This window comes from Streptomyces sp. NPDC031418, assembly GCF_055581605.1.
This window is the reverse complement of the sequence record NZ_JBVIJC010000008.1, coordinates 120,926-143,353: the sequence shown is the minus strand read 5'-3', so window position 1 is coordinate 143,353 and position 22,428 is coordinate 120,926. Positions and strand designations below refer to the sequence as shown.

Genomic DNA, 22,428 nt, shown 5'->3' with positions numbered 1-22,428 from the left:
GCGCACGGAAGAGGCGTTTGCGCTGTTGAGAGGCCCACGTTCAACGCTTTGCCGAGCACGTTCACCAAATTCAACATGGAGGTGGGATGCCTCAACGCCTGATGGTCACCGGCCGCAGCCAGGAGCCGAGGGCCCGCTTCGCCGAAGAGTTACGGCGACTGCGCACCGAACGCGGCCTGAGCCTGCGGGAACTGGCGAAACAGGTGGGCTGGGACGCGTCCCAGTTCTCCAAGATGGAGAGCGGGCGAACGCTGGGCGGCCCGGAGGTCGTCCAGGCGCTGGACCAGTTCTACGGGACACCGGGCTTGCTGGTGACGCTGTGGGAGCTGGCGGTGGCGGATCCCACGCAGTTCAAGGAGCAGTATCGGCGGTACATGGTGCTGGAGTCGGAGGCGATCAGCCTGTGGCACTACGCCGTGAGCGCACCGCCGGGCCTTCTTCAGACAGCCGGGTACGCACGCGAGGCACTCGGAGTGGGCTGGATCAAGGGTCTTGAACTCGAGCAGCAGGTCGAAGCGCGCCTTGGTCGGCAACAGTTGCTGGAGGGTGACGATCCGCCACCGTTCCGCGTCATCCTCTCCGAGGCGGTGCTTCGCACGTCGCTGCGCGACATGGGGGCGTGGCGTGAGCAGTTGGAGCACCTGGCCAAAGCCGCCGAGCGCCCGAACATCACCCTTCAGGTGCTGCCGTTCAGCGCTGGTCTCCACGGCCTGTTGAAGACCGCCGTGATGTTCCTGCGCCTGACGGACGGCCGAACAGTCGCCCACACCGAGAACGATTTGCGCGGCGAACTTGTCGAAGAAAACGCCTCAGTTGAGCAGTTGCAGCGTAGGTACGATGCGATGCGCGACCTCGCCCTGTCCCCGGCCGAGTCGCGGACGTTCATCCTGCGAATGTTGGAGGAAATGCCGTGCGAGCCATAGACCTGAGCGGCGTGACCTGGCGCAAGAGCAGCTACAGCAACACGAGCGGCGGCGAATGCGTCGAGGTCGCCGCCAACCTCCCCTCCCTCGTCCCCGTCCGCGACAGCAAGGACACCACCCGCACCCCCCTCCTCTTCACGGCCCCGGCCTGGGCGGCCTTCGTGGACGGGGTCAAGGGCTGAACTCTGTGAGCCGGATGGGGGCACTGGGGATGGCCAGTGCGGTGGCCGCCCTGGCGTTGACGGGCTGCACCAGCACGGCCTCGGATGGGCACTGGGCAACTACCACTAAGCCGGCAGCCACGACGACTTCACTCAGTACACCTGGTACCGCCCGCTCGACCACCGCGGATCCCCGGACTCCGCCTCAGCTCCCTGGGGTGGAGAAGGTGTTCATCCGAGCAGGAGGACGAAGCGGACCTTTCACATTCCCTGTGATCCCTCAAGTCGGGCAGGGAGGTCTGGAGGTCGGGGTGATCTGTTCCGGCTCCGGCACCATCGACGTCAGTGTCGGCTCGATCGTGAGCTACACCGTTGTATGTGCGAACGGTGACCCCGGACAGCTGAACGAAGTGGGGCTGAGGCACATTCACAAGAACGTTGCCGTATCGGTGACGACCAAGACGAACGGCACCTGGGGGCTTTCGGTGGGGTGGACGAGAAGGAGCCCCGCTCACGACTAGCCCGATCGTGAATAGCGGTGCGCGACGCGGCTCTGTCCCCGGCCGAGTCGCGGAAGTTCATCCTGCGGATGTTGGAGGAAGTGACGTGCGAGCCATCGACCTGAGCAGCGTTACGTGGCGCAAGAGCAGCTACAGCAACACGAGCGGCGGCGATTGCGTCGAAGTCTCCGACGACCTCCTCCACACCGCCGACTGGCGCAAGAGCAGCTACAGCAACACGGACGGCGGCAACTGCGTCGAAGTCGCCGACGGCGTCCCCTCCCTCGTCCCCGTCCGGGACAGCAAGGACAACACCCGCACCCCCCTCCTCTTCACGGCCCCGGCCTGGGCGGCCTTCGTGGACGGGGTCAAGTGATCGTGCCCGCCCAAGGAGAAGGCATGCGGTTACGTTTTCTCGGGATCATTCCGAACACGCCTGACACGGACTCGCCGACGATCTGGCTGGACGAGGACACGGGAGACCTGCTGATCCAGTCGTACAAGGCCACGGAGGCGGAGGTGAAGGCGTGCCAGCAGATCGGCTCCATTCCCGGCCACTCCACGGACGTGCCAGATCACGAGACGATCGTCCGGCTGCCCAGGGTCATGTTGCAGTTCATCCCGCGCCCGGAGGACGCTGCCGGTGACGAACCCCGTTCTTGAGGGCCTGGCGAAGGCGCGCCACTCAGCCGTTCACCTTGAAATGCGCGATGCCTACCAGCCCAACGACCCCGAGTTCGTCGCGTGGCAGGACGGCAAGCGCCTCGATCCCGCCGCAGACCGGTCGACGTGGTGGCGTCCGTTCCTGGACGTGGTGACCGAGACGACGGCGCGCGGAGTCGTGATGCGGCGGGCCCGGATCGTCTCGGAGCCGGTGACGGACTACATCAAGTACGAGTACGACGTCACGTTTCCCAACATCGCTGCGGGAGAGCTGGTCCGGTGGCTGCCCCGCAGAAAGGCGGGCGACATCCCGCTCCCAGGGACCGATCTCTGGATGTTCGACAACTCGGCGGTGCTGTTCACGTACTTCTCCGGGGTGGGTGAGGTGGTCGACCGCGAGTGGCGCACCGAGCCGGCCGTCGTGGAGCTGGTCGGTACGGCGTTCGAGACGGTCTGGGAGCGGGCCACGCCGCACGAGGAGTACAAGCCGGTCTGACCGGTCCGCGCCATGCCCGTATCAGGATCGTCGAGCGTTCAGGCAGCACGGAAGGTCCTTGCCGATCGCCTCCGGGAGATCTGCAAGGACGCCGGGTTGGACGGCAAGAGGCTTGCGGAGGCGTGCGGCTGGCATCCGTCGAAGGTCTCTCGGATCTCCACTGCGAAGACCCAGCCCTCGCCTGACGACATCCGGGCCTGGTGCCGGGCCTGCGGCGCGGAGGAGCAGACGGACGACCTGATCGCCTCCCTCCGGGCCGTGGAGGGCATGTTCGTGGAATGGCGCCGGATGGAGCGCACGGGGCTGCGGCAGGCGCAGGAAGCCCGCCTGCCGCTGTACGAGCGAACCCGCTGGTTCCGGTCGTACTCCCCTGGGCTCGTTCCCGGGCTCATCCAGACGTACCGCTACACGGAAGACGTGTTGCGGGCGGTCCAGCGCAGGCGCGTCGAGATCGACGACGTGGCGAATGCCGTGGCCGCGCGTATGGAGCGCCAGCACGTGCTCTACGAAGGGCATCGTCGGTTCGCGTTCCTGATGGAGGAGCCGGCGCTGCGGAACGCGCTGGGTGAGGCGGACACGCAGCGTGAACAGCTCGACCACCTGCTCGCTGTCGCCTCGCTGCCCCATGTCAGCCTGGGCGTGGTGCCCACGCGGCCGCGCCGTTCACGCATGCCGGTGGAAGGGTTCTGGATCTTCGACCGGGAACAGGTCAACGTGGAGCTGGTGTCCGGCTACCTGACGCTCACGCAGCCCGGCGAAATCGAGGCATATGCCGACACGTTCGCCGCGCTGGCCCAGGTGGCGGTCTACGGCGCGAAGGTTCGCGCGCTGATCACGGCCGCGAGGGACTCGCTCGGGTGATCGGCCCGCAATCACGTGCAATCCGCTGGGAGTTGGGGCGCGTCCGTTTCTAGCGTTGTCGTACCGATCGAAGCGAAGGAGACAGCGCGATGAGGGTATCCAGCGACCCGCACGCCCACGGAGACGACGACGACCTTCCCGGGCAGCCGTGGAATCCGCCCCAGGAGCCGCCGAGCCCGGACGGCGGGAGTCCCGAGGGGGACGGGAAGCACCGCAAGTGAAGGGGACCGCCCTGCGCACGGACCGCCCCGGCCGCAAGGAGCTGGGGCGGGTCCTCATGGACTCGGGGGCGCTGTCCTCGGACTGGGCGCCGACATTCGCGGCCGTCGACCGGGCCGTGTTCCTGCCGGATCTGATGTGGCCCTACGACATGGCGACCGGCGCGAGCGTCCCCGTCGACAGGAGGGAGGACCCGGGCGCCTGGTACGCGGCGGCGGACAGCAATGTCCCGATCGTCACCCAGTGGGACGACGGCGCCCACAAGGGCCCCGCCCCAGGGACGCTGTCCACCAGCTCCTCCTCGATGCCCTCCGTGGTCTACGCCCTGCTCCAGGACCTGGACGTGGACGAGGGCATGCGCGTGCTGGACGTCGGCACCGGCACCGGTGAGACGGCCGGCGCGCTGACCCACCGGCTCGGGCCCCGCCATGTGACGACCATCGAAGTGGACGCCACCGTGGCGGCAAGGGCTCGCGAGCGGCTGTGCGGGCACGGACTGTATCCGGAGGTGGTCGTCGGCGACGGGTTCGCGGGCCACCCGGACACGGCGCCCTACGACCGCATCCTGGCCACAGCGGGGGTGCGTGAGATCTCCCCGGCATGGCTGCGGCAGACTCGCCCCGGCGGCGTGATCCTCGCCCCCTGGGGCACGCCCTACGGCAACGCCGACGCCGTCCTCCGCCTGGTGGTGAAGGGCGAGGTGGCCACGGGACGCTTCGTCCGGCCCGTGGAGTTCATGAAGCTGCGCGCCCAGCGGGGACCGGCCATCGTCCACGGCGACTATCTGGCGGCGGGCCCGCTGGAGGCGGCGGAGCGGACCACGACGGCCCTCACGGAGGAGGAGTTCGTCACGGGGCGGTTCACCGACCTGCCGTTCGTGCTCGGTCTGCGGGTGCCTTGGTGCCGTCAGGCCGTGGCGGAGAAGCGGGACGGCGCCCGGCCCGTCTGGTTCTACGGCCTGACGGACACCTCGTGGGCCTGCGTCCTGTTCCGGGACGGCGAACGGCACGCCACCGTCTGGCAGTCCGGTCCCCGGCGCCTCTGGGACGAGGTGACCGACGCCTACCGGTGGTGGCTGGACCGGGGCTTCCCGGACCTCACCCGCTTCGGTCTCACGGCCGACGCGCACGGACAGCTGGCATGGCTCGACGACCCGGCGAACGAAGCCTGGCCTGTTCCGGCGGGACGTTCTCAGGGACCGCCGGAAATCGGTGGCTCATAGCCGACCCCCGCCCAGATCATGACCGCATGAGCCCTGACGCCTGGCACCTCACCGAAGACCTCGACGACTTCCTCTCCCGCGCGGGCGATTTCCTCCGCTCCCGGCCCGCCCTGCACACCGTGCCGTTGTCGGTGGTGGACGCGTTGCAGCGGCGCGGGTTGCGGCACTTCGGGGGTGAGCCGCCCCGGTTCGGGGTGCTCGCGGGGGAGGACGGGACCGTGCGCGCGGTGCTGGTGCACACCCCGCCCTACCCGCCGAACCTCACCCCGCTCGGGCCCGGGGAGGCCGACGCGCTGGCCGCCCGGCTGGTGGAGCTGGGGCACCCGGTCTCCGGGGTCTCCGCCGAGCGGGACACGGCGGCGGCCTTCAGCGAGGCATGGCAGCGGCGGACCGGGGTCACGGCCGCGATCCGGACCCGCCAGCGGCTGTACCGGCTCACCGAGCTGACCGTCCCCGAGCCCGCGCCCGAGGGGCGGCCGCGCGTGGCCGTACCGGCCGACCGGGACCTGGTCGCCCGCTGGTACGAGGAGTTCGCCGAGGAGACCGGCTCGCACACCGGCGCCGACGCCGCCGAGTGGGCCGACGCGCGTATCGCCCATGGCGGCATCACCCTCTGGGAAGCCGCCGACGGCACCCCCCTCTCGCTGGCCGGGGTGACCCCCGAGATCGCCGGCCAGGTCCGGGTCGCCCCCGTCTACACCCCGCCCGGGCTGCGCGGACGCGGCTACGCGGGCGCCGTCACGGCCGAGGTGAGCCGCGCCGCCCGCGCCGCCGGCACCGCCGAGATCCTCCTCTTCACCGACCTCGCCAACCCCACCAGCAACGGCCTCTACCAGCGCATCGGCTACCGCCCGGTCGGGGACTTCACGGTGTGGGACTTCGAGGGCTGAGCCGTCCTCACGGCCACAAAAGCCCCCTGCTCCAGCCGAAGCCCGTGCTCCGGTACTCCAGCCGGACATGGCGTCGCTCGGGGTCGCCCTGGAAGAACTCCACCGTGTCCGGGGAGAGGTGGTAGAGGGTCCAGGTGGGGGAGGGTTCGGAGGGGTTGGCGCGGGCCTGCCGCCAGGCCGCCTCGGAGGCGTCGCGGAGTTCCTCCAGGGAGGACAGCTCCGCGCTCTGGCGGCCGGTGAGGGCCGCCGCCAGCGCGCCGGTGGAGCGGGCGTGCAGATCGGCCTGGCTGTCCTCGGCGGGGGCCGCCGCCACCGGGCCGCGCAGCCGGACCTGGCGGCCCAGCACCGGCCAGTAGAAGACGAGGGCCGCGTACGGGCGGGCGGCCAGGGCCTGGCCCTTGCGGCTCGTGGCATGGCTGGCGAAGGACCAGCCGGCGGCGTCCGCGCCGTGCAGCATCACGATCCGCGAGTCCGGCCTGCCCTCCGCGTCCACCGTCGCCAGCGACATCGTGTGCGGCTCCGGCTGCCCGGCCGCCACCGCCTCCGCGAACCAGCTCGTGAACAGCGCCAGCGGGGTGGGCGGGGCGGTGTCCGGGTCGAAGGGCCGCAGCTCCGTCACCTTGGTGTCCCAGACCCGCAGGGACCGGAGCAGTGAGTGGAGATCGTCGTGTGCCATGCGCCGAGTATCGCCCGGGCCTCCGCGCCCGTGCCGTCTGCCCTCGCCCACCGCACCCGGCGATTTCCGTCACTCCCGGCCCCCCCACCCCCTTCACTCCCGCCCCAGCACCACCGTCCCCGACGAGCAGAACCACCCCCCGGTGCCCGACGCGACCCCCAGCCGGGGCACGCCGCCGCCGGCCCCGCGCACCTGGCGTTCGCCCGCCTCCCCGCGCAGCTGCCGTACCGCCTCCACCAGCAGGAACAGGCCTCTCATCCCCGGGTGCTGGGCCGACAGGCCGCCGCCGTCCGTGTTCACCGGCAGCCCTCCGCCGCGCACCAGCAGCCGCCCCTTCGCCACGAACGCCCCGCCCTCGCCCTTGGCGCAGAAGCCCAGGTCCTCCAGGGTCACCAGGGTCATGTAGGTGAAGGCGTCGTAGATCTGGGCGAAGTCCATCTCGGCGGGTCCGACCCCGGCCCGGGCGAAGGCGAGGCGGCCGCTCACCGCCGCCGGGGACACCGTGAAGTCGGGCCACTCGGACATCGCCGCGTGCGAGACGTGCTCACCGGTGCCGAGGATCCAGACGGGGGCGGTACGGCAGTCCCGTACGTACTCCTCGGCCGCCAGCAGCACCGCCGCGCCGCCGTCCGAGCGCAGACAGCAGTGCAGCTTGGTGAAGGGGTCGGCGATCATCGGGCCGGAGAGGACGTCGGAGACGGTGAGGGGGGTGCGGAACATCGCCTCCGGGTTCAGCGCCGCGTTGGCCCGCGCCTGCACCGCCACCTCGGCGAGCTGCTCGACCGTCGTGCCGTACTCGGTCATGTGCCGGCGGGCCGCCATCGCGTACTTGGCGATCAGCGTATGGCCGTACGGCACCTCGAACTGGAGCGGACCCCGGGCGCCGAAGGACAGGTTGCCCGTCCGCCGGCCCGCCCTGATGTCCGCGCGGGCCGTGGAGCCGTAGGCCAGCAGGACCACGTTCGCGTGGCCCGCCGCGATCGCGTCCGCCGCGTGCGCCGCCATCACCTCCCAGGTCGAGCCGCCGACCGACGTGGAGTCCACCCAGGTGGGCCGCAGCCCCAGGTACTCGGCGACCTCCACCGGGGCGAGGGTGCCGAGCCCGGCGGAGCCGAAGCCGTCGACCACCGAGCGGTCGAGACCGGCGTCCGCGAGGGCCCGGCGGGCGGCCTGGGCGTGCAGGCGGTACGGCGTCGCGTCGTCCACCCGGCCGCAGTCGGACAGGGCCACGCCGACCACGGCGACCTTCCGCTTCCCGCGCGTCATGAGGGCTCCTCCCCCTGGGCATCTCGCTCCGGCCCCCCTAATATGACGACCCGTCAGATACGGGGGAAGGGTGAGGGAAGAAGCCATGGACACGCGTCTCACCGCCGAGCAGGACGAGATCCGCCGCACCCTGCGCGAGCTGCTGCGCGCCCGCTGCGGCTCGGCCGGGCTGCGGGCCGCCCTCGACAGCCCGGCCGGGTACGACCCCGCGCTGTGGTCCGCGCTCGCCGGCCGGCTCGGGCTGCCCGGACTCGCCCTGCCCGAGCGGTACGGCGGTGTCGGCTGCTCGGTCACCGAACTCGCCCTCGCCTGCGAGGAGACCGGGCGGGCCCTCGCCCCCTCCCCGCTGCTCGCCACCTCCGTCCTCGCCGCCCCGCTGCTGCTCGCCCTCGGCACCGACGCCCAGCGCGCCGAGCTGCTGCCCCGGCTGGCGGCCGGCACCCTCACCGCCGCCCTCGCCGTCCCCGGGCCCGCCCTCGCCACCGCCCTCGCCCTGACCGGCCCCAACGCGGGGTACGCGGCCGGCGGGGGCCGGGCGGGCGGGGTGCAGGCCCGGCGCACCGACTCCGGCTGGACCCTGTACGGCCAGGCCGACCAGGTGCTGGACGGGCACAGCGCCGGGCTGCTGCTGGTCGCCGCGCACACCGGGGGCTTCGCCCGCTCCCGCACCCGGCTGTTCCTGGTGCAAGGGGACGCGCCGGGGCTGGTCCGCGCCCGGCACACGGCGCTGGACGCGACCCGCCCGCAGGGCCGCGTACAACTGCGTGACGTACCCGCCGAGTTGCTCGGTGAGCCGGACGCGGACGTGCTGCCCGCGCTGGCCGCCCTCGGCGACACCGCCGCGACCGTGCTGGCCGCGGAGGCGGTGGGGGCGGCGGACCGGGTGCTGGAGCGGACGGTCGAGTACGTCGGACAGCGCGAGCAGTTCGGCCGGCCCGTCGGCTCCTTCCAGGCCGTGAAGCACCGGCTGGCCGATGTGTATGTGGCGGTGCAGGCGGCGCGCTCGGCCGCCTACTACGCCGCGTGGGCGGCCGGGCGCGGGGAGGGCGTCGGCGGGCTGGCGCTCGCCCAGGCGCTGGAGGCGCTGCGCTTCGCCGCCGCCGAGGCCGTCCAGGCGCACGGCGGCATCGGCTTCACCTGGGAGCACGACGCCCACCTGTACTTCAAGCGAGCCGCCGGCGACGAGCTGCTGTTCGGGCCGACGCACCGACTGCGGGACCGGGCCGCCGAGATGGCGGGGCTCTTCGAGGGTGCGGGGGTGGCGGTGTGAGGGGCGGGTTCGGTGTGCGTGTCGTGCAGCGGGTGTCGGGCACGCGCGGCTTCGCCAAGGTCGCCCGGCACGTGATCCCGGCCCTGGGTCGAGCCGTCCACCGGCTCACCGGGGGCCGGGTGCCGCCCGGGGTGCCGCATTGCCCCGAGCGGGCCGCCGAGATGGCGGGGCTCTTCGAGGGTGCGGAGGTGGCGGTGTGAGGGGCGGGTTCGGTGTGCGTGTCGTGCAGCGGGTGTCGGGCACGCGCGGCTTCGCCAAGGTCGCCCGGCATGTGATCCCGGCCCTGGGTCGAGCCGTCCACCGGCTCACCGGGGGCCGGGTGCCGCCCGGGGTGCCGCATTGCCCCGAGCGGGCCGCCGAGGCGGCGGGGTTCTTCGAGGGTGCGGGGGTGGCGGTGTGAAGGGCGGGTTCGGTGTGCGGAGCGTGCAGCGGGTGTCGGGCGCGCGTGCCGGGGGCATGCACCGGTTGCGGGACCGGGCCGCCGAAGTGGCGGGGCTCTTCGAGGGTGCGGAGGTGGCGGTGTGAGCGGCGGGATCGGCGTGCGGATCGTCCAGCGGGTGTCGGCCACGCGCGGCTTCGCCAAGGTCGCCCCGCATGTGATCCCGGCCCTGGACCGGGCCGTTCACCGGCTCACCCGGGGCCGGGTGCTGCTCAGCGCCCAGCTGTTGCCCGGGGTGATCCTCACCTCCACCGGTGCCCGCAGCGGACAGCCCCGCAGGACGCCGCTGGCCTGTATGCCCGAGGGGCGCGGCTGGCTGCTCGTCGGCTCCAACTTCGGCCGTACCGACCACCCCGCCTGGACCCACAACCTGCTCGCCCACCCCGACGCGGTCGTCAACTGGCGGGGCCGCGACATCCCGGTCACCGCCACCCTGCTCACCGGGGAGGAACGGGCCGCCGCCTGGAAGACCCTGCTGTCCTTCTGGCCGCCGTACGCCACCTACCAGGCCAGGGTCCGGCGCGAGATCCGCGTCTTCCGGCTCACCCGGCGCGAACCCTAGCCGTCGGGCGGCTCCCCGCTAGCCGGCGGCCGGCTCCTCGACCACGCGGAACCGCTGGGCGACCACCGGCGTGTCCCCGTCGATCTCCGGGGTGCGGCCGAGGAATGCGCGCACGCCCTCGCTGCGGAAGAACTCCTCGTGGGCGGCCCGCCATTCGGCCGCGTCGGCATAGCCGCGCCCCTCGGCGCGGGCGAAGTCGTCGTCGATCTCCCGCATCGGTACGACGCGTACCTCGACCAGTTCGACGACGACCGCCGGTCGGTTCGCCGAGTCGACCACGCAGAACCGCTGTCCGGCCCGCGGCAGTGGTTCTCCGGCGTGCTCGTAGAGCGCCGGGAGCCCGGTGAGCGCGGTCTTCTGCCCGCTGAGGATCGCCGCGACGCCGCTGTCGCGGAGCGGGCCGGGCAGGGCGAGTTCGAGGGTGGGCAGGCCGGTGTGCGTCATCGGGTGAGGCTACAAAGGGTCCGGCGGGGCGGACAAGGGATCCGCCGGGGGACCGGCGCGGCGCCGTAGCTGCGAGCTAGAGCGTCGCCAGCCGCTCCACCAGCAAAAACGCCCCGATCCCCAGCATCGCCGCCCCCGACGTCCGGGTCACCGCCCGGGCCGCCGCGGGCCGTGCGGCGAGCAGGACGCGGGCGAGGGTGCCGACCGCGAGGTACACCGCCGCGCAGCAGGCCATGTGGAGCAGGCCGAGGGTCGCCGTCTGCACCGGCACGGGCAGGTGGGCGCCGCGCAGGGTGAGGAACTGGGGGAGGAGGGAGAGGTAGAGCAGCAGCCCCTTGGGGTTCAGACCGCTGATCGTCGCCCCGCGCAGAAAGAGCCGCCCCTCCGCCGCGTCCCCGGACCGGGAAAGCCGCCCCTCCTCCGTCGCCCCGGTGTCGCCCGCCCCCGGCACCGCCGGCCGCCGCAGCACGCTCCAGCCCAGCCAGAGCAGATAGCCGGCGCCCGCCACGGTCAGGCCGGTCAGCAGCCCCGGGGAACTCGCGACGAGGACCGCCAGGCCCGCCGTCGCCAGGGCCGTGTGCAGGGCGTACCCGGAGACCAGACCGGCGACCGCGCGCGGCACCGAGCGACCGCGCAGGGCGGTGGCGATCACATAGGCCCAGTCGGCGCCCGGCACACACACCAGCAGCAGGTCGAGAAAGAGAAAGGAAAGGAGGAGTCCCGCGTCCATGGAAGGGACATTAGGCGCGATCAGCCCAAAGGTGTTCCTGAAATTACCCCTGAGTGCGAGACGATGGGCAAGAATCTTCTCCATGGACGACGTGGACCGGAAAATCCTTGCAGAGCTTCAACAGGACGGGCGGCTGACCGTGACCGAGCTGGCCGCCCGGGTGCGGCTCAGCGTCTCGCCCTGCCACCGCCGGCTGCGCGAGCTGGAGCGCTCCGGCGCCATCCAGGGCTATCGCGCGGTGGTGGACCCGGCGTCGCTGGGGCTGAACTTCGAGGCGCTGGTCTTCGTCTCCATGCGGCAGGAGGACCGGGACACGGTCGCCGAGTTCGAGCGGGCGGTCAGCGAGCTGGATCACGTACTGGACGCCCAGCGGCTCTTCGGCGAGCCGGACTATCTGCTGCGCGTCGCCACCGCCGACCTGGCGGCCTTCCAGCGGCTCTACGACGACCGGCTCGCGGCCCTGCCGGGCGTGCAGCGGCTCACCTCGACGCTGGTGATGAAGCACGTGGTCCGGGACCGTCCACTGCCGGCATAGCGAGCGCTCAGCGACCCGCACAGCCACCCGCACAGCCACCCGCACAACGCCCCGCACAGCCGCCCGCACAGCAGCGCGGGCGGCGGCTCACCGGAAGTGAACCACCGCCCGCCAGACAGGACGCGTGGAAAACGGCACTACAGAAAACGGCGTGACAGAAAACGGCGTTACGGAAAGCAGCCTTACTTGCTCGGCTTTCTGCCGGTCACGCCCAGATGCACCAACAGCGCCAGATTCGGCTTGAGTTCGGCCTGCTTCACACCCCACGACGTGAACCCCTTCTGGTGCGAGGCCACCGCCGCGAGCATCGCGACCAGGGATCCGGCCACCGCGGCCGGGTTCACGTCCTTGTCGACCCGCCCCTTGGACTGGAGTTCCGCGATGGAGTCCGCGAGGGAGTTGTTGACCGAGTTGAGGATCTTCATCCGGATCTTGTAGAACCGTTTGTCCCCTTCGGCCGCGCCCAGGTCGACCACGCGCAGGATCGCATCGTTCTTGCGCCAGAACTCCAGGAACCCGTCCACGAGTTCCTGCGCGGTCTGCCACCCCGACTTCCCGGCCCAGGACCGCCCTTCGAGCAGTTCGGTCAACCCCGCGCCCTCCGAGGCCATGTGCTCGGCGATCTCCAGGACGGCGCCCTCGACGTCCGGGAAGTACTGATAGAAGGTCGCGGGCGAAGTGCCCGCCTTCCGGGCGACATCGATGACCTTGACGTCCCGGTAGGGGGAGGAGCTGAGCATCTCGCTGAGGCAGTCGAGCAGCTTCTGCCGGGTCGCCTGCCCTCGCCGGCCGGCCACCCGGCCGTCGACGGTACGCACTTGTCCTGTCATGCCGTCAGCTTACCGAGGGGTGATCGGAGCGCGATTCGGCCGACTGCAAATGGGGTGCGCGGGGGTGCAGAGGATGGTGTGCCTGGTCTGCGGGGTGCGCGCGGCCCGGTTACTTTGACGGCATGGCCGAAAACAGGGCATCCGCGAACGAAGAGGTCTACCGGGAGGGCGTCCCGTGCTGGGTGGACGCCCAGCTGCCCGACGTGGAGGCGGGCAAGCGGTTCTACGGTGAGCTTTTCGGGTGGACCTTCGCCGAGCCGGGGGACGAACCGGAGGACGAACCGGGAGGCGAGCCGGGGGAGGGGCACGGAGAGGGGCGCGGAGAGAGGTACGGCGAGGGGTACGGCTCCTCCGTCTGGGCCCGGCTGGGGGGCGACCCGGTGGCCGCGCTCGCCCCCAAGACCGACGGCCGGATGCCCACCGTCTGGACGGTCTACTTCGCCACCCCGGACGCCACCGCGCTCGGCCGCCGGATCACCGCGGCCGGCGGACAGCTGGTCATGGCCCCCTTCCCGGTGGACGGCCTCGGCACGGCCGCCCTCGCCGCCGACCCCGACGGCGCGGTGTTCGGGCTGTGGCAGCCGGGCAGCCATCGCGGCTTCGGGCGGCGCCACGAGCCCGGCACCTTCGTCTGGGCCGAGCTGTACACCCGAAACACCGCCGCCGCGAACGCCTTCTACGGCGGCCTCTTCCACGACGCCCTGTTCGGCGGCGGTGCCGAGCCGGACTTCGGCCGGGCCGACGTCACCGAGGTGTTCCCGGCCGAGATGCCCCCGCACTTCCTCGCCCACTTCCGGGTCACGGACCTGGAGGACGCCCTCGGGGCCGTACAGCGGCTGGACGGGCGGGTGCAGGCGCCACCCTTCGAGACGTCGTACGGACGGGTGGCCGTCGTCACCGACAATCAGGGGGCGTCGTTCGCGCTGCTGCACCGCTGACCGGTCCGGTTCGGGGCTGATCGACACGATTAAGGTGGAGACACCCTGATTGTTACCGGGTTCGCAACCAGCCGCCCGGCCAGGAAGAATCGGGGTGCGTGCCGCCATGGCGGTGCGGTGGTGAGACGCTGCACTTCGGCCGCGTACATATGTGGGTGGCGCGGCTCGTACGGGGAGGTGGCAGGCAAGTGGTGGATCAGCTGACGCAGCACGATCCGCGGCGGATCGGGCCGTTCGAGGTGCTGGGCCGGCTGGGTGCCGGCGGCATGGGGCTGGTCTATCTCGCGCGGTCGGCGTCGGGCCGGCGCGTGGCGATCAAGACGGTGCGCACCGAGCTGGCCGAGGACCAGCTGTTCCGGGTCCGCTTCACCCGCGAGGTGGAGGCGGCCCGCGCGGTCTCCGGCTTCTACACCGCGGCCGTGGTCGACGCCGACCCGCGCGCCGCCGTGCCCTGGCTGGCCACGGCGTACGTCCCCGCGCCCTCCCTCGAGGAGATAGTGAACGAGTGCGGGCCGCTGCCCGCGCAGGCGGTGCGCTGGCTGGCGGCCGGTGTCGCGGAGGCCCTCCAGTCCATCCACGGCGCCGGGCTGGTCCACCGCGACCTGAAGCCCTCCAACGTCCTGGTCGTCGAGGACGGCCCCCGGGTGATCGACTTCGGTATCGCCTCCGGCGTCTCCAACACCCGGCTGACCATGACGAACGTCGCCGTCGGCACCCCCGCCTACATGTCGCCCGAGCAGGCCAAGGACTCCCGCAGCGTCACCGGCGCCAGCGATGTCTTCTCGCTCGGCTCCACCCTGGTCTTCGCGGCCACCGGCCATCCGCCCTTCCACGGCGCCAACCCGGTCGAGACCGTCTTCATGCTGCTGCGCGAGGGCCCGGACCTCAGCGGCCTGCCGGACGAGCTGCGCTCGCTGATCGAGGCGTGCATGCAGATGGAGGCCCCCGCACGGCCCAGCCCGGCCGATCTCCAGGCCCAGCTGGCACCGCATCTCTTCGCCGCCGGTTCGGACGACAGCGGCACCGCCTCCGCCTGGCTGCCGGAGAAGGCCGTCGCCCTCATCGAGTCCCGCCGCAACGGCGGCCGCCACACCGCCCAGCCCGCCCAGGTGTCGACCGGTGGCCCGCGCAGCGGCAGCCGCGCGGCCGTCCCCCCGCCGCCGCCGTACGACCCCGCGCCCCAGGCCCCCGCCCCGTCGCGGGTCACGGCCGGCGCCCCCGACACCGGCCCGGTCCGGCTGGCCGGCGCCAAGGTGCCGATCGGCCCCGGCCCCCGGGTCGCCGACGCCCGCGCCGCTGCCGTGAAGGCGCCCCCGCCGGAGGCCGGGCTGGTCGCCAGCTGGTCCCGGCCGCGCCCCGGGCTCGCCGGCGCCGACCCGGCCGTACCCACCCCGCCGCCCCAGCAGCCGGAGCCGGCGAACGGCTGGCGCCCCTGGCGTTTCCGCATGTCGAACGATGTGTGGGGCACCCCTGCGGTGGACGGCGACCTGGTCTACGTCACCTCCTTCGAGGTGCACGCCCTGGACGTGGGCACCGGCCGCCGCCGCTTCAAGACCCGGGACGTCGCCTGGTCGATGGCGGTGGCGGACGGCCGTATCCACGCCTCCGACGGCCCCACCCTGTTCGCCCTGGACGCCCGCGAGGGAGGCGACCTGTGGCGGCTGTCCATGGACGGCTGGGTGTACTCCCTGAAGGCCGACCACGGCACGGTCGTCACCGGCACCCGTGGCGGCGGTGTGCAGGCCTGGGAGGCGTCGGGCGGGCAGAAGCTGTGGGAGATCACCGGCTGCCAGACCGACTTCGAGTCTCCCGAGGCGGGCCCGCTCGTCCACGACGGCACCGTCTACGTCTGGCAGGACGCCCGGCTGCGCGCCCTGGAGGCCCGCACCGGCGAGGAGCGCTGGTCGTACCCGATCGGCGACGCGGCCTCCTGCGGCGGTGTCCCGGTCCGCCTGACCCCGGCCCCCGACGGCTATGTCTACGTCAGCGCCGGCACCCGTGTCCTCGCCATCGAGACGGTGAGCGGCATGGTGCGCTGGCACTTCGAGGCGCCCGCGGTGTTCCTCAGCCCGCCCGCCTTCGCCCCCGGCCCCTCGGTGACGGGCGGCGGTGTCTACCTCGCCGACTACCTCGGCACCGTGTACGCCCTCGACGCCACCGACGGCCGCGACCGCTGGCGGATCGCGACCGAGGCCCGCACGTCCGTCGAGCCGGTGCTGGTGGCGGCGGGCCATGTGCACGTCGGCAGCGGCAAGGGCCTGTACACCCTGGACGCGGTCACCGGCACCCCCAAGTGGCGGTTCCAGGCAGGCGGTGACGTCGTGGGCGCGCCCGCGGTGGCCGAGGGCCGGATCCACTTCGGCTCCACCGACCACCTGCTCTACACCCTCAAGGCCGACGACGGCCGGCTGCGCTGGAAGCTGGCCACGGGCGGCGAGATCACCGGCTCGCCGGTGGTCCGGGACGGTGTGGTGTACGCGTGCAGCAAGGACCGCTGTGTGTACGCGCTGGACGCGGAGAAGGGCACGGGCACCGCGCGTACGGCGTGAGACGCGTCCGGTGCGGCCGTCGTACCGCGCGTACGGCGTGAGACGCGTCCGGTGCGGGTGACGGCCGTCGCACCGGCGTACACGGAAAGGGGCTCCGGACGGCGGCCGTCCAGCCCCGACGCTACCCCCGCCCCCGGCCACCCGCCAGACGCTCCCGGCGGGCAACCGGGGACCGGTACGGGTCAGTCCCGCAGTCCGGTCAGGAACTCGATCAGCGCGGCGTTCACCTCGGCGGGACGCTCCTGCTGGGTCCAGTGGCCGCAGCCCGGCAGCACGATCGGGTCGCGGACCAGGTTCGGCATCAACCGGGGCAGCTGCGCGATCAGTTCGGGGGTGCCGGGGAACGCCGGGACGAGGTCACGGTCGCCGTACATGTACAGCGCGGGCGGGCTGACGACCGCGCCGTGCCAGGGGCTGGTCAGCTCCCAGTTGCGGTCCAGGTTGCGGTACCAGTTCAGGGCGCCGGTGAAGCCCTGGGAGTAGCTCTCGGTGAGCTGGTCCAGGTCGTCCTCGGTGAGCCAGTCCGGCAGCACCTCCGGGTCGGTCATGTCCGCGAGCCAGCCCCGCTCCAGGTCGCCGACGAAGGCCGCGTCGGGGCGGCCGGCGTCCGGGGCGTCGCCGGAGGCGGAGTAGAACATCTTGCGCAGGGCGGTGCGGGTGTCCTTGCCGAACTCGGCGTCGGCGACCCCGGGACGGGCGAAGTAGTTCCAGTAGAACCGCCCGCCGAACGCCTCCTGCATGGTCTTCAGCGGCGGCCGCTCCCCGCGGAACGGCGGCGGCACGCTCAGCCCGGCCACTCCGCGCACCACGTCGGGCCGCAGCAGCGCGGTGTGCCAGGCCACCGGCGCCCCCCAGTCGTGCCCGACGACGAACGCCTGCTGCTCGCCGAGGGCGTGCACCAGCCCGACCACATCGCCGACGAGGTGCAGGATGCTGTACGCGTCCACGTCCTCGGGGTGGTCGCTGCGCCCGTATCCGCGCTGGTCGGGGGCGACGACCCGGAAGCCGGCGGCGGCCAGCGGGCCGAACTGGTGGCGCCAGGAGTGCCAGGACTCGGGGAAGCCGTGCAGCAGCACGACGAGCGGTCCCTCGCCCTCCTCCGCGATGTGCAGCCGGATGCCGTTCACGTCGATCATGCGATGTTCAACCATGCACTGAGCATACGCTTGAGTAGTACACCTAATTGCTAACGCAACCTGAAGTCGCGCCGGCGTCCCTCGAACAGCTCAGCCTGTCGCCCGCCCGGCAGATTCCCCAGCGCGATGAGGTGCGGGGCCTGCGCGAACGCCGCTGCCAGCGCGGCCTCCCGGGCGGCCCACAGCGCCCGCACGGTGCCCTGGGTGGCCTCCGCCGGATACCCCGCGATGACCCCGGCGGCGGCGGTTGCGGCCGCCAACGCCCCGCCGGGCTCGGTGAGTTCCGTGACCAGCCCGACGGCATGGGCCCGTGCGGCGGACATCCGCTCCGCCGTCCCCATGAGCGCCGTCCGGGCCGCCTCCCCGTGCGGCAGCACCTGCGCCATCAGCATGGACTCGTACGCGCTGACCATGCCGTACGTCGTGTGCGGGTCGAAGAAGACGGCCGTGGTGTCGGCGACCAGGAACTCGCACTCCCCGAGCAGGTAGAACGCCCCGCCGCAGGCCATCCCGGACACGGCGGCCACGACCGGCTTCCACAGCCCGTTCGCCTTCGGTCCGACGGTCAGCAGCGGATCGTCCAGCATGTACGGCGACGAGGGCTGCGGCACCACGGCCCCCCGGTCGATCCCGGTGCAGAAGGCCCGCTCCCCGGCCCCGGTGAGCACCACGGCCCGTACGGCGTCCTCGAACCGCAACCCCCGCCAGATCTCCCGGAGTTCCCCGGCCGTCTCCAGGTCGATGGCGTTGAGCCGGTGCGGCCGGTCCAGGGTGACCACGGCGACCCCGGAGTCCCGGTCGGCCTCGACCCGCACGCCCGCGCTCACGAGGTCAGCACCCACTGCGGCAGCCCGTCGCAGAACACGGCCCGCACCCGCGCCCCGATCCGGATCCGCCCCGGGTCGACGGAGTCCAGCCGGTCCCCGGCCCGCGCCACGACGTTCCCCACGAGCCGTATCCGGGGCCACTCCTCCAGCTCCACCACGACCACGTTGTACGGCGCCTGCGCCGCGTAGTCCGGCAGCAGCGGCGGATGCGGCACCACGTACGACCACACCCGCCCGCGCCCCGACACCGGCCGCCACTCGCTCGCGAAGGACTGGCAGTGCGGGCAGCACGGCCGGGGCGGGAAGCGGGGCTCGGCGCAGTCGCCGCAGACCTGGACGCGCAGTTCACCCCGGCCGGCGTACTCCCAGAAGGGCGCGCCGTCGGGGTCGGTGACCGGACGCAGCATGCTCGTCTCAACTCCTCAGCAGCAGCGCGGAGGTGGGCACGCCCTCGCCCGCCGTGACCAGGCAGGCGGTGGCGCCCGGCACCTGCGCGGTGCTGGTCCCGCGCAGCTGCCTCACCCCTTCGGTGATCAGGTTGAAGCCGTGCACATAGGCCTCGCTCAGTCCGCCCCCGCCGGTGTTGAGGGGCAGCCGCCCGCCGATCTCCAGCGCCCCCTGTTCGGTGAAGGCGCCGCCCTCCCCCCGCCCGCAGAAGCCGTACCCCTCCAGGGACAGCGGGACCAGGGCGGTGAACGCGTCGTAGATCTGCGCCACGTCGACGTCCTCCGGCGTGAGGTCGGCGTGCTTCCACAGATGCCGGGCGGCGGTCCAGGCGGGCCCGGTGAGCGGGTCGTCGCTCCAGTAGTTGACCATCCCGTGGTGCTGGGCGGGCAGGCCCTGCGCGGCGGAGTGCACGTACACGGGCCGCTGACGGCAGTCCCGGGCCCGCTCCCGCCCGACCACGACGCACGCCAGCGCCCCGTCCGTCTCCAGGCAGTTGTCGAAGAGGCACAGCGGCTCGCTGATCCACCGGGAGGTCATGTACATCTCCCGGGTCAGCGGCCGGTCGTACATCACGGCGGCCGGGTTCTGGTTGGCCCGGTTGCGGCAGGCGAGGGCCACGTTGAAGAGGTGGTCGCGGGTGGCGCCGTACTCGTGCATGTAGCGGCGGGTGAGCATGGCGATCTCGTCGGCCGGGCGGAGCAGCCCGAAGGGCCGCGTCCACTGGGCCGGAGTGGGCAGCTGCACGGTGGTGTTCGTCCACGGCCGGGGCCCGCTGCCGCGCTTCCGGGACCGCCAGGCCACCCCCACGGTCGCCTGCCCGGCGGCGATGGCGGCGGCGAGCAGCGCGACGGTCGCACAGGACCCCCCGCCCCCGTACCCCACCTTGCCGAAGAAGGTCAGGTCCCCGAAGCCGACCGCCTTCGCCAGCTCCACCTCGTCGGTCTCCTCCATGGTGTACGAGGCGAGCGCGTCGACCTCGCCGGGTGCTATCCCCGCGTCCTCCAGCGCGGCGAGCACGGCCCGGCAGGCGAGCGTCCGCTCGTCCTCGGGGAGGTGCTTCGCGAACGCGGTCTGCCCGATCCCGACGATCGCGGTGGCGTCCTTCAACCCCGTGCCGTCCGCCGCCATGGTGGCCCCCTTCCCCGACCTGACAGCACGTCAGGTTACCGCTAATCTGACGAGTCGTCAGGTATGCGGGGACGGGGAGGTCCGCCATGGCCGAGTGGAACACCATCGCGGACCTGGTCCGCCGGTCCGCCGAGCGGTACGCGGACACCGAGGCGGTGGTCGACGGCCGCACCAGGATCAGCTACGCCGAGCTGGGCGCCCGGGTGGAACGGGCGGCCGCCGCCTGCCTCGCGACCGGGCTGCGCCCCGGCGACCGGGCCGCCGTCTGGGCCCCCAACTCCCTGGACTGGATCGTCGCGGCCCTCGGCGCGGTGACGGCGGGCGGCGTCCTGGTCCCGCTGAACACCCGCTTCAAGGGCCCGGAAGCCGTCGACGTGCTGCGCCGCAGCGGGGCCCGGCTGCTCTTCGTGACCGGCACCTTCCTGGGCACGTCCTACGTGGCCTCCCTGCGCAGGGCGATGGAGGCGGGACTACCAGGCCTGGAACGGGTGGTGGTGCTGTCGGGGGACGCGCCCGCCGACTACTGCACCTGGAAGGAGTTCCTGGCGGGCGGTTCGGCGATACCGACGGCTGAAGTCCGGTCGCGCGCGGCCGAGCTGAAGGGCGACAGCCTCTCGGACATCGTCTACACCTCCGGTACGACGGGCCGCCCCAAGGGCGCGGTGATCACCCACGCACAGACGCTGCGCGCCTACGACATCTGGGCGGACCTGGCCGGCCTCCGCCGCACCGACCGCTACCTCATCGTCAACCCGTTCTTCCACACCTTCGGCTACAAGGCGGGCGTGCTGGCCTGTCTGATGCGCGGGGCGACGATGATCCCGCAGCCGGTGTTCACCGTGGACACCGCCCTCGCCAACATCGCCACGGAACGCGTCTCCGTCCTCCCCGGCCCCCCGGCCCTCCTCCAGTCCCTCCTCGACCACCCCTCCCGCGCCGCCCACGACCTGGCCGGCCTCCGCCTGGTCGTCACCGGCGCGTCGGTGGTCCCCCTCACCCTGGTGGAACGCCTGCGCACGGAACTCGGCATCGGCACGGTCCTCACCGCGTACGGCCTCTCCGAGGCGTCCGGCATCGTCACGATGTGCCGCCGGGGTGACGACCCCTCCGTGATCGCCACGACCTCCGGCCGCCCTATCCCCGGCACCGAGGTGCGGGTCGCCGAGGACACCGGCGAGATCCTGGTCCGGGGCTTCAACGTCATGCGCGGCTACCACGAGGACGACCGGGCGACCCGGGAAGCCGTCTCGGCCGACGGCTGGCTGCACACCGGCGACGTCGGCGTCCTGGACCCCTACGGCAACCTGCGCGTCACCGACCGCATCAAGGACATGTTCATCGTCGGCGGCTTCAACGCCTACCCCGCCGAGATAGAGCAACGGCTGTCCGCCCACCCCGATGTGCGCGAGGCCGCCGTGATCGGCATCCCCGACCCACGCCTCGGCGAGGTCGCCAAGGCGTACGTGGTCCGGCGCGCGGGCTCCGTCCTCACCGCCGACGACCTGATCGCCTGGTCCCGCCGCGAGATGGCGAACTACAAGGTGCCGAGGGCGGTGGAATTCGTCCCCGAGCTGCCGAGAAACGCGAGCGGGAAGGTGGTGAAGGGGGTGCTGAGGGGCCTCACTTGAGGGAAGCGGTGAAGGCGGCCCAGGTGGCGGGGTCGAGGGTGAGGGTGGGGCTGGAGGAGGGGTGCTGCTTGGAGTCGCGGATGTGGATGGAGTGGGGGCAGGTGGCGACTTCGAGGCACTGCCCGCCTTCGTCACCGCTGTAGCTCGACTTCCGCCAGTTGACAGCCACTTCGAGGCACTGGCCGCCTTCGCTGCCGCTGTAGGTCGACTTGAACCACTGAAGCGCTTCCGTGCTCATTGCTCTCCTAGTAGGCGGTCGAGCAGGCCCTTCGAGTCCTGGGTGGTCAGGGCCTGTGTCCGCAGCATCGCATACTTGCGCGTCAGGCGAGACACCTCTTCCGGGTCGGAAACCCACTGGCTGCCGCGCTGCGATTCGGTGTAGGCGAGGTGCTGGTGATCCGGGGTTTCGATGAGGGTGAATGGCCCGTTGAGACCCGCATGGAAGGGACTGTCGAGCGAGAGGACCTGAAATGAGACGCAAGGGAGTTCGGCCGCTTCGCGCAGGAAGCGCAGCTGGTCCTTGCGGATGTCCCGGGTGCCGATCCTGACGTGGAGCGCTGGTTCCCACACCACGAAGCTCAGCGTCGGCGGGTTCTTGCGGTGCAGGATCTCCTGGCGGTCGAGCCGCAGCCGGAGCGTCTTCTCCAGTTCCTCGTCCTCGTACGCCGGAACGCGATTGCGCAGGACGGCACGGGCGTACGCCTCGTTCTGGAGCAGACCCGGGATGACGGCGTTGTCGTACCAGGACAGCGTGATGGCGACCTTCTCCTGGTCCATGTACTCCTCGGCCCACAGCGGGAACTGGTCGATCTCGGGGAGGTTGGCCACACCCGCCGCCAGCGTCCCCTTCGTATCCAGGTACTCGTCGCACTGCTCGGCGATGTCCTGCTTCAGCGGGCGTCGGCCCTGCTCGATGCTGGCCAGCGTCTCCTCGTTGATGTGCAGGACATGGGCCAGACCCGCCTGGCTCAACCCCTTCGCCCGCCGAGCCGCCGCCAGTTGACGGCCCAGCATCTTCATGGCCGACTGGTTCTTCCTCCGTGTAGGCGTCATGCCTGCTGAACTCCCCACACCTGTCCGAACACCAC

General features: G+C 72.1%; 27 protein-coding genes and 2 pseudogenes. 18 read left to right on the top strand and 11 right to left on the bottom strand.

Annotated elements, in window-relative coordinates; all coding sequences use genetic code 11:
* Positions 1 to 86 precede the first annotated feature (86 nt).
* The 10 genes and pseudogenes from ACZ5CZ_RS13405 to ACZ5CZ_RS13360 all read left to right on the top strand — a co-directional run bounded on the left by ACZ5CZ_RS13405 (position 87) and on the right by ACZ5CZ_RS13360 (position 5,935).
* Positions 87 to 923, top strand: a complete 837-nt coding sequence (locus tag ACZ5CZ_RS13405) for a helix-turn-helix domain-containing protein (protein ID WP_468942340.1) — start codon at positions 87 to 89, stop codon at positions 921 to 923.
* Positions 911 to 1,105 carry a DUF397 domain-containing protein gene (locus ACZ5CZ_RS13400; protein WP_468942338.1) on the top strand — a complete coding sequence of 65 codons (195 nt, stop codon included), beginning with the start codon at positions 911 to 913 and terminating at the stop codon, positions 1,103 to 1,105. Before ACZ5CZ_RS13405 ends, ACZ5CZ_RS13400 begins: the two co-directional genes overlap by 13 nt.
* A gap of 514 nt (positions 1,106 to 1,619) precedes the next feature.
* Positions 1,620 to 1,709: pseudogene (locus ACZ5CZ_RS13395) on the top strand (XRE family transcriptional regulator); the annotation flags it as partial.
* Positions 1,691 to 1,960, top strand: coding sequence for a DUF397 domain-containing protein (locus ACZ5CZ_RS13390; protein WP_468942336.1), 270 nt, complete (start codon positions 1,691 to 1,693; stop codon positions 1,958 to 1,960). The pseudogene ACZ5CZ_RS13395 and the gene ACZ5CZ_RS13390, both read left to right, overlap by 19 nt.
* A gap of 23 nt (positions 1,961 to 1,983) precedes the next feature.
* Positions 1,984 to 2,247, top strand: a complete 264-nt coding sequence (locus ACZ5CZ_RS13385) for a hypothetical protein (RefSeq protein ID WP_468942334.1) — start codon at positions 1,984 to 1,986, stop codon at positions 2,245 to 2,247.
* The gene (locus tag ACZ5CZ_RS13380; RefSeq protein WP_468942332.1) at positions 2,228 to 2,743 is read left to right on the top strand and encodes a DUF6879 family protein; all 516 of its coding nucleotides are present in this window, start codon (positions 2,228 to 2,230) and stop codon (positions 2,741 to 2,743) included. The genes ACZ5CZ_RS13385 and ACZ5CZ_RS13380 overlap by 20 nt, the downstream gene beginning before the upstream one ends.
* A gap of 12 nt (positions 2,744 to 2,755) precedes the next feature.
* Positions 2,756 to 3,604: a helix-turn-helix domain-containing protein gene (locus ACZ5CZ_RS13375; RefSeq protein WP_468942329.1), complete on the top strand. Its 849-nt coding sequence runs from the start codon at positions 2,756 to 2,758 to the stop codon at positions 3,602 to 3,604.
* A gap of 89 nt (positions 3,605 to 3,693) precedes the next feature.
* Positions 3,694 to 3,825, top strand: a complete 132-nt coding sequence (locus tag ACZ5CZ_RS13370; protein ID WP_467544946.1) for a hypothetical protein — start codon at positions 3,694 to 3,696, stop codon at positions 3,823 to 3,825.
* Complete coding sequence (locus tag ACZ5CZ_RS13365; protein WP_468942325.1) at positions 3,822 to 5,045, top strand: methyltransferase domain-containing protein; 1,224 nt, start codon at positions 3,822 to 3,824, stop codon at positions 5,043 to 5,045. The genes ACZ5CZ_RS13370 and ACZ5CZ_RS13365 overlap by 4 nt, the downstream gene beginning before the upstream one ends.
* Before the next feature lie 26 nt (positions 5,046 to 5,071).
* Positions 5,072 to 5,935 (top strand): GNAT family N-acetyltransferase, encoded by an 864-nt coding sequence (locus tag ACZ5CZ_RS13360; protein WP_468942323.1) that lies wholly within the window; start codon positions 5,072 to 5,074, stop codon positions 5,933 to 5,935.
* Between the two features lie 7 nt (positions 5,936 to 5,942).
* Here the strand turns inward: ACZ5CZ_RS13360 and ACZ5CZ_RS13355 are convergent, their stop codons facing one another.
* Together ACZ5CZ_RS13355 and ACZ5CZ_RS13350 are read right to left on the bottom strand one after the other, a co-directional pair.
* Positions 5,943 to 6,611, bottom strand: coding sequence for a pyridoxine/pyridoxamine 5'-phosphate oxidase (locus ACZ5CZ_RS13355; protein WP_468942320.1), 669 nt, complete (start codon positions 6,609 to 6,611; stop codon positions 5,943 to 5,945).
* Between the two features lie 93 nt (positions 6,612 to 6,704).
* Entirely contained in the window at positions 6,705 to 7,877 is a 1,173-nt protein-coding gene (locus ACZ5CZ_RS13350; protein ID WP_468942318.1) for a thiolase C-terminal domain-containing protein, read from the bottom strand.
* Positions 7,878 to 7,962: 85 nt separating this feature from the next.
* Here ACZ5CZ_RS13350 and ACZ5CZ_RS13345 point away from each other — a divergent pair, with 85 nt between their 5' ends.
* The 4 genes and pseudogenes from ACZ5CZ_RS13345 (at position 7,963) to ACZ5CZ_RS13330 (ending at position 10,148) form a co-directional block, all read left to right on the top strand.
* On the top strand, positions 7,963 to 9,147 hold the full coding sequence (locus ACZ5CZ_RS13345; protein WP_468942316.1) for an acyl-CoA dehydrogenase family protein: 1,185 nt from the start codon (positions 7,963 to 7,965) through the stop codon (positions 9,145 to 9,147).
* Positions 9,144 to 9,269: pseudogene (locus ACZ5CZ_RS13340) on the top strand (nitroreductase family deazaflavin-dependent oxidoreductase); the annotation flags it as partial. The gene ACZ5CZ_RS13345 and the pseudogene ACZ5CZ_RS13340, both read left to right, overlap by 4 nt.
* A gap of 92 nt (positions 9,270 to 9,361) precedes the next feature.
* Complete coding sequence (locus ACZ5CZ_RS13335; protein ID WP_468942314.1) at positions 9,362 to 9,547, top strand: hypothetical protein; 186 nt, start codon at positions 9,362 to 9,364, stop codon at positions 9,545 to 9,547.
* 121 nt (positions 9,548 to 9,668) lie between these two features.
* Positions 9,669 to 10,148 (top strand): nitroreductase family deazaflavin-dependent oxidoreductase, encoded by a 480-nt coding sequence (locus ACZ5CZ_RS13330; RefSeq protein WP_385841946.1) that lies wholly within the window; start codon positions 9,669 to 9,671, stop codon positions 10,146 to 10,148.
* An 18-nt stretch (positions 10,149 to 10,166) separates the two neighbouring features.
* Here ACZ5CZ_RS13330 and ACZ5CZ_RS13325 read toward each other — a convergent pair whose 3' ends face one another.
* Positions 10,167 to 10,592 carry an ASCH domain-containing protein gene (locus ACZ5CZ_RS13325; RefSeq protein ID WP_468942311.1) on the bottom strand — a complete coding sequence of 142 codons (426 nt, stop codon included), beginning with the start codon at positions 10,590 to 10,592 and terminating at the stop codon, positions 10,167 to 10,169.
* A gap of 76 nt (positions 10,593 to 10,668) precedes the next feature.
* On the bottom strand, positions 10,669 to 11,322 hold the full coding sequence (locus ACZ5CZ_RS13320) for a LysE family translocator (protein ID WP_385841944.1): 654 nt from the start codon (positions 11,320 to 11,322) through the stop codon (positions 10,669 to 10,671).
* Positions 11,323 to 11,404: 82 nt separating this feature from the next.
* Between ACZ5CZ_RS13320 and ACZ5CZ_RS13315 the strand changes: the two genes are divergently transcribed.
* A complete protein-coding gene (locus tag ACZ5CZ_RS13315) occupies positions 11,405 to 11,857 on the top strand; it encodes an Lrp/AsnC family transcriptional regulator (RefSeq protein WP_385841943.1) in 453 nt (150 codons plus the stop codon).
* A gap of 182 nt (positions 11,858 to 12,039) precedes the next feature.
* Here the strand turns inward: ACZ5CZ_RS13315 and ACZ5CZ_RS13310 are convergent, their stop codons facing one another.
* Positions 12,040 to 12,675: a TetR family transcriptional regulator gene (locus tag ACZ5CZ_RS13310; protein ID WP_385842204.1), complete on the bottom strand. Its 636-nt coding sequence runs from the start codon at positions 12,673 to 12,675 to the stop codon at positions 12,040 to 12,042.
* Positions 12,676 to 12,809: 134 nt separating this feature from the next.
* On the opposite strand from ACZ5CZ_RS13310, the gene kbpA reads away from it, so the two are divergent.
* Together kbpA and afsK are read left to right on the top strand one after the other, a co-directional pair.
* Entirely contained in the window at positions 12,810 to 13,625 is an 816-nt protein-coding gene (gene kbpA, locus ACZ5CZ_RS13305; protein ID WP_468942307.1) for an AfsK-binding protein KbpA, read from the top strand.
* 188 nt (positions 13,626 to 13,813) lie between these two features.
* Positions 13,814 to 16,174 (top strand): protein serine/threonine kinase AfsK, encoded by a 2,361-nt coding sequence (gene afsK / locus ACZ5CZ_RS13300; protein ID WP_385841941.1) that lies wholly within the window; start codon positions 13,814 to 13,816, stop codon positions 16,172 to 16,174.
* A 182-nt stretch (positions 16,175 to 16,356) separates the two neighbouring features.
* Here the strand turns inward: afsK and ACZ5CZ_RS13295 are convergent, their stop codons facing one another.
* The 4 genes from ACZ5CZ_RS13295 to ACZ5CZ_RS13280 are packed head-to-tail and all read right to left on the bottom strand — an operon-like array spanning position 16,357 to position 19,712.
* Positions 16,357 to 17,325, bottom strand: coding sequence for an alpha/beta fold hydrolase (locus ACZ5CZ_RS13295; RefSeq protein WP_385841940.1), 969 nt, complete (start codon positions 17,323 to 17,325; stop codon positions 16,357 to 16,359).
* 35 nt (positions 17,326 to 17,360) lie between these two features.
* On the bottom strand, positions 17,361 to 18,152 hold the full coding sequence (locus tag ACZ5CZ_RS13290; protein ID WP_468942305.1) for an enoyl-CoA hydratase/isomerase family protein: 792 nt from the start codon (positions 18,150 to 18,152) through the stop codon (positions 17,361 to 17,363).
* Entirely contained in the window at positions 18,134 to 18,544 is a 411-nt protein-coding gene (locus tag ACZ5CZ_RS13285) for a Zn-ribbon domain-containing OB-fold protein (protein WP_467544973.1), read from the bottom strand. The genes ACZ5CZ_RS13290 and ACZ5CZ_RS13285 overlap by 19 nt, the downstream gene beginning before the upstream one ends.
* Positions 18,545 to 18,551: 7 nt before the next feature.
* Positions 18,552 to 19,712 (bottom strand): lipid-transfer protein, encoded by a 1,161-nt coding sequence (locus ACZ5CZ_RS13280; protein WP_468942302.1) that lies wholly within the window; start codon positions 19,710 to 19,712, stop codon positions 18,552 to 18,554.
* 86 nt (positions 19,713 to 19,798) lie between these two features.
* On the opposite strand from ACZ5CZ_RS13280, the gene ACZ5CZ_RS13275 reads away from it, so the two are divergent.
* Complete coding sequence (locus tag ACZ5CZ_RS13275; protein ID WP_468942300.1) at positions 19,799 to 21,340, top strand: FadD3 family acyl-CoA ligase; 1,542 nt, start codon at positions 19,799 to 19,801, stop codon at positions 21,338 to 21,340.
* Here the strand turns inward: ACZ5CZ_RS13275 and ACZ5CZ_RS13270 are convergent.
* Complete coding sequence (locus ACZ5CZ_RS13270) at positions 21,333 to 21,578, bottom strand: DUF397 domain-containing protein (RefSeq protein ID WP_468942297.1); 246 nt, start codon at positions 21,576 to 21,578, stop codon at positions 21,333 to 21,335. The two genes, ACZ5CZ_RS13275 and ACZ5CZ_RS13270, sit on opposite strands and share 8 nt — an antisense overlap.
* Positions 21,575 to 22,360, bottom strand: a complete 786-nt coding sequence (locus ACZ5CZ_RS13265; RefSeq protein WP_468942295.1) for a helix-turn-helix domain-containing protein — start codon at positions 22,358 to 22,360, stop codon at positions 21,575 to 21,577. Before ACZ5CZ_RS13265 ends, ACZ5CZ_RS13270 begins: the two co-directional genes overlap by 4 nt.
* Positions 22,361 to 22,428 lie beyond the last annotated feature (68 nt).

What these genes read in the sequence shown, in the direction of transcription:
- ACZ5CZ_RS13405 (WP_468942340.1), top strand. Translation starts at nt 87, where the DNA reads ATGCCTCAACGCCTGATGGTCACCGGCCGCAGCCAGGAGCCGAGGGCC.
- ACZ5CZ_RS13345 (WP_468942316.1), top strand. Translation starts at nt 7,963, where the DNA reads ATGGACACGCGTCTCACCGCCGAGCAGGACGAGATCCGCCGCACCCTG.
- ACZ5CZ_RS13385 (WP_468942334.1), top strand. Translation starts at nt 1,984, where the DNA reads ATGCGGTTACGTTTTCTCGGGATCATTCCGAACACGCCTGACACGGAC.
- kbpA (WP_468942307.1), top strand. Translation starts at nt 12,810, where the DNA reads ATGGCCGAAAACAGGGCATCCGCGAACGAAGAGGTCTACCGGGAGGGC.
- ACZ5CZ_RS13360 (WP_468942323.1), top strand. Translation starts at nt 5,072, where the DNA reads ATGAGCCCTGACGCCTGGCACCTCACCGAAGACCTCGACGACTTCCTC.
- ACZ5CZ_RS13285 (WP_467544973.1), bottom strand. Translation starts at nt 18,544, where the DNA reads ATGCTGCGTCCGGTCACCGACCCCGACGGCGCGCCCTTCTGGGAGTAC.
- ACZ5CZ_RS13295 (WP_385841940.1), bottom strand. Translation starts at nt 17,325, where the DNA reads ATGGTTGAACATCGCATGATCGACGTGAACGGCATCCGGCTGCACATC.
- ACZ5CZ_RS13265 (WP_468942295.1), bottom strand. Translation starts at nt 22,360, where the DNA reads ATGAAGATGCTGGGCCGTCAACTGGCGGCGGCTCGGCGGGCGAAGGGG.
- ACZ5CZ_RS13280 (WP_468942302.1), bottom strand. Translation starts at nt 19,712, where the DNA reads ATGGCGGCGGACGGCACGGGGTTGAAGGACGCCACCGCGATCGTCGGG.
- ACZ5CZ_RS13355 (WP_468942320.1), bottom strand. Translation starts at nt 6,611, where the DNA reads ATGGCACACGACGATCTCCACTCACTGCTCCGGTCCCTGCGGGTCTGG.
- ACZ5CZ_RS13270 (WP_468942297.1), bottom strand. Translation starts at nt 21,578, where the DNA reads ATGAGCACGGAAGCGCTTCAGTGGTTCAAGTCGACCTACAGCGGCAGC.
- ACZ5CZ_RS13315 (WP_385841943.1), top strand. Translation starts at nt 11,405, where the DNA reads ATGGACGACGTGGACCGGAAAATCCTTGCAGAGCTTCAACAGGACGGG.
- ACZ5CZ_RS13275 (WP_468942300.1), top strand. Translation starts at nt 19,799, where the DNA reads ATGGCCGAGTGGAACACCATCGCGGACCTGGTCCGCCGGTCCGCCGAG.
- ACZ5CZ_RS13375 (WP_468942329.1), top strand. Translation starts at nt 2,756, where the DNA reads ATGCCCGTATCAGGATCGTCGAGCGTTCAGGCAGCACGGAAGGTCCTT.
- ACZ5CZ_RS13350 (WP_468942318.1), bottom strand. Translation starts at nt 7,877, where the DNA reads ATGACGCGCGGGAAGCGGAAGGTCGCCGTGGTCGGCGTGGCCCTGTCC.
- ACZ5CZ_RS13320 (WP_385841944.1), bottom strand. Translation starts at nt 11,322, where the DNA reads ATGGACGCGGGACTCCTCCTTTCCTTTCTCTTTCTCGACCTGCTGCTG.
- ACZ5CZ_RS13370 (WP_467544946.1), top strand. Translation starts at nt 3,694, where the DNA reads ATGAGGGTATCCAGCGACCCGCACGCCCACGGAGACGACGACGACCTT.
- ACZ5CZ_RS13325 (WP_468942311.1), bottom strand. Translation starts at nt 10,592, where the DNA reads ATGACGCACACCGGCCTGCCCACCCTCGAACTCGCCCTGCCCGGCCCG.